This window comes from Streptomyces sp. AB3(2024), assembly GCF_041862025.1.
GTDB lineage: Bacteria > Actinomycetota > Actinomycetes > Streptomycetales > Streptomycetaceae > Streptomyces.
On the sequence record NZ_JBGWAB010000262.1, the window covers coordinates 1 to 4,272 of the forward strand.

Annotated in this window: 1 protein-coding gene; it reads left to right on the top strand. The window is 74.6% G+C overall.

All coding sequences use genetic code 11. From position 1 onward, the window contains the following. Nucleotides 1-139 precede the first annotated feature (139 nt). Nucleotides 140-4,135: an AAA domain-containing protein gene (locus ACEPPI_RS39990; protein WP_373920158.1), complete on the top strand. Its 3,996-nt coding sequence runs from the start codon at nucleotides 140-142 to the stop codon at nucleotides 4,133-4,135. Nucleotides 4,136-4,272: the final 137 nt, after the last annotated feature.

Below are 4,272 nucleotides of genomic sequence, written 5' to 3' on the forward strand. Positions count from 1 at the left end.
AACAACTTGCCCCCCCACGCCCCCCCCCCGCCCGCCCCCCGCCCCCCCCCCCCGGCGGCCCGGGGGTCCGTTAGATTCGATCAACAGCCGATCGGCAAGAGAAGCGGCCGGGTGCCGCGCACGTCACAGGGGGCGGGGAGTGCGGAGCCGACAGGGGCAGGACCACCGCCGGGAAGCGCTGCTGGAATGCTGGCGCGCCATCGAGCTGTTCGGTCCTCCCGGCATCCCGGCATTACCCCGACGGCGTCCCGCCGCACGGTCCGGGCCGAGGAACGAGTACATCGTCGACCTGACGCCGCTGCCGGGACGGGTGGCGCCGCACCTGCCGTGGGATGCCGACCATCCGGATACGGGCGCACGACGGGCACCGAACGGCCGGATGTGGCGGCACGACGTCTATTGCGGGGTCTTCGATCTGGAACTGCTCCGCCAGGCGATGATCGCCGTACTGCCCGCGGGGACCGATCCGGATCCCGGTGTGCCCCAGTCCGAGCTGACGCTGCCGGGCCAGAGCGCGATGTTCGCCTTGGTCGTGGACGATGAGGGGCGACCGGTGGAGGACACGTCCGTGATCTCCGCCTGCGCCTGGGCCACCGGCCGCCTCTTCGATCCGGGACCCTCCGCACCGGGTTGGCTGGACGGCTTCGAGGACCTCGACGAGGCGTTCGGCGCGGCGATCGACGAGCTGACGGCCACCGCGATCCCCTACGGCTCCGCCGCCCCGGCCCCCGGCACGGCGTACGAGCAGCGGCCCGGCTCCGGCCGTGGACCGGGAACCGCGGCGGGGACCGACCGCGTGAGCTGGCAGCGACTGCTCGGCGAGATCCTGGGCGGCGCCGCCGTCGGCGCGGTCGGGGCCCTGTTCGGCGAGGTCGCCGGCGCCGCCCTGCAGGGCGCGGCCGAGCCCCTGGTGCGCCGTGCCGCCGACTGGGCCGCGGCCCGCCGACCTGCCGCAGACCCGGCGGAGTCCGGGCATCCGGACCGTGGCGGGAGCGTTCCCGAACGGGCACCGGCCGACTCCGCGGACGTGTTCGACGCGTACGGGGGCGCCTGTGGTCCCCGTGCGCTCGGGTTGGCCGATCTCGTCGCCCTGACCGCGCAGATCGCCGACCTCTGCGGGGTACAGGACCGGCTACGGCCCCGGGTGGTCCGGGTACGGAGCCGGCTGGTCCCCCGGCCTCGGGATCCACAGGCGAAGGCTGCCGCGGCGGCGCCTTTCCTGAACAGCTTGCTCCCTCCCGACCTCGCGCGCGTGGCCGACGGTGTCGGCAAGGGGATCGGCCCGGCCCTGGGCGCGTATCTGTCCGAGCACGATGCCGTCGCCGTGGGAATGCGGACCGATGTGCGCCGGGAGCGCGGAGTCGTCCTGGCCGGCGTGGATCCGGAGATGGTTCCGGCCGGTCGGTGGCCCGCCCCGGCACGGTTCCCGCTCGCGCTGAGCCAGCAGTTCGCGGTCGACCGGATGCTCGCCGACCGCGCGGGCACCGAGGGCGGGCTGTTCTCCGTGAACGGCCCGCCCGGCACGGGCAAGACGACGATGCTGCGCGACCTGGTCGCCGCGCTGGTGGTCGAGCGGGCGGCGGTGTTGGCCACGTTCGACCGGCCCGGACAGGCCTTCACCGGTCCGGCGTGGCGGGGCAGGGACCGGCAGGGCGGGCACGCGCGGTTCGTGTCGCGGCTCGACCCCCGGCTGACCGGGTTCGAGATCGTGGTCGCCTCCTCCAACAACGGCGCGGTCGAGAACATCACCGCCGAACTGCCCGGCATCGGCGCGCTCGGTGAGCACTGGCACGACGGCCCCGACCATTTCTCCGACCTCGCCTCCGCCCTCCTCGGCGGCCCTGCGTGGGGTTTGATCGCGGCGGTGCTCGGCAACAAGACCAACCGCAAGGAGTTCGGCGAACGGTTCTGGTGGGGGCGGCTGCCCAAGAAGGAGGCCGACGCCCGGTCCGCGGCAGGGCTGCCACCGCTGCGCGGCATGCACTATGTCCTGAGCGACTGGATCCCGCCGAGGGCCGCGCCCGGCAGCCGCCGGCCCGCCGCCCCGGGGGACCGGGACTCGGTGGCCGGGCCCGCCGAGCCCGTGCCGTCGTGGACCGCCGCCGTCGCCGCCTTCCGAACCGCCCAGGCCGAGGTCGAGCGCCTGCGCGCCGGGCGTGTGCGGCCGGCCCGGGCACTGGCAGCCATCGAGTCCCCGGCGGCCGCGCAGCGGATCGCGGACCTGGAAGCCGCCGTCCCCCGCGCGGACCAGCAGGTCACCGCCGCGATGGCCGCCCTGGAACGGGCCGCCGCCGCCACCGGCGCAGCACGGAGCGCCACCGCCGCGGCCGAGGCCGGACACCGAACGGCCACCGAGCACGTGCCACGGGCCCGGCAGGAGCTGGCCACCGCCCGTGCGGACCTGTCGGCCGCCCGTGAGCTGGCCGCACACCACCGCGAGTACGTCACCGCGCTCACTGCCCACCGGGACGCACCGCCTGCCGTCGAGCGGGGCCTGCGCGCCGGGCTGCGGCGCCTGCTGCAGAGCTCCGCCGACCGGCAGGCGGCCGAATGGCGGCAGGAACGCACCCAGGCCGAGATCGCGCAATTGCTCGTCCAGCAGCGCGCCTCCCTCGACGGCTCCCTGGAGCAGGTCGCCGCAGCCGTACGCGCCGAGTCCCTGGCCGTAGGCCTGAGCTCCTGGGCCGCCACCACCGTCGACGAAGCCGCCGCCGCCCTCACCACCGCCCTCGCGAACGAACGGACCGCGCACGCCCGCCAGGCCGCGGCGGACACCGCCGTGCGGCGGGCCCGGCAGGCCGCCGACGCGGCCCGCCGCGATCTACGGGCCGCCGTGACCGAGCTCGACGGGCGCCACCACGAACTGAGGCAGGCGGCCCGGACCCTCCCCTCACTGCCCCTCGACTGGCTGCACCTCGACGAAGCCGATCAGGAACTCGGCTCCCCCTGGTCCGACGAGGCGTGGTCCACCGCGCGCAGCGACCTGTTCCTGCGCGCTCTCGACCTGCACCGGGCCTTCGTGGCCGGGGCCGCGAAGAAGGTCCGGGGCAATCTCCAGGTCCTCGTGGAGCTGATGGCCGGGACGAACGGGCCGCTGCCGGACGAACAGGTCGAGCACGCCTGGCAGACCCTCTTCCTCCTGGTCCCCGTCGTCTCCACCACGTTCTCCTCCGTCGGCAGCATGTTCGCGCGCCTCGGCCGGGAGTCGATCGGCTGGCTGCTCGTCGACGAGGCCGGGCAGGCCACGCCACAGGCCGCCGTGGGCGCGCTGTGGCGCGCCCGCCGCGCCGTTCTGGTCGGCGATCCTCTCCAGTTGGAGCCCGTCGTCACCATGCCCACGGGTCTGCAGCGCCGACTGCTGCGCGCCTACGGCGTCGACGAGCGGTGGCTGCCGTCGGCCACCTCGGCCCAGGCCGTGGCCGACCGGACCAACCGCTACGGCACCTACCTGCCGACCCCTGACGGGGACGACGAGCACGTCTGGGTCGGTTCACCGCTGCGCGTCCACCGCCGCTGCGAAGAACCGATGTTCACCGTCAGCAATGACGTCGCCTACGGCGGCCTCATGGTCTACGGCACCGAACAAAAGGCGTTCCCCGACGGGGAACGCGACGGGCTGCTGCCCAGCCGCTGGCTCAACACCGATGACCCGGCCCGCCCGGCCGACGCCCCGTGGGGCGAACGCGACCGCCGTGCCTTCGAGTTCGTCCTCGACCTCCTGGACCGGCACGGGGTGGGTGTGGAGCGCGTACGCGTCATCGCCCCGTTCCGGGCCCTGGTCGCCGAGTGCAAGAGGATCTGTGGCGACCGTGAAGGCTGGACCGTCGAGCTCCTCGACGAACGCTGTGCCACCGTCCACCGGGCACAGGGCAAGGAGGCCGACGTGGTCATCCTCGTGCTCGGCGGTGGCCGCCCCGGGGCCCGCGAGTGGGCGGCCCGCACCCCGCACCTGCTCAACGTCGCCGCGAGCCGTGCCAAGCGCCGCCTCTACGTCATCGGGGAGCGCGGCCTGTGGGCCCCGCTCCCCCATTTCGACGTCCTGGCCCGCGAACTGGCGGAATTCAACCACCACCGCGACCGCGCGACCTGGCCGCCGGAGGGCGAACGACCAGAGTCGGGTCCGCATCGCACCTGACCGCTTCACCACAAACGAAAGAGCCGGTGGGGTGGGCCGTGGGGGGCGGTGGTCGGCGCCGGGCGGGGGGGTGTTCCAGGGGTGGGGCGAGCGGGGGGGGGGGGTGGAGGTGTGGGTTTGTGTTTTTATTTCTGTGG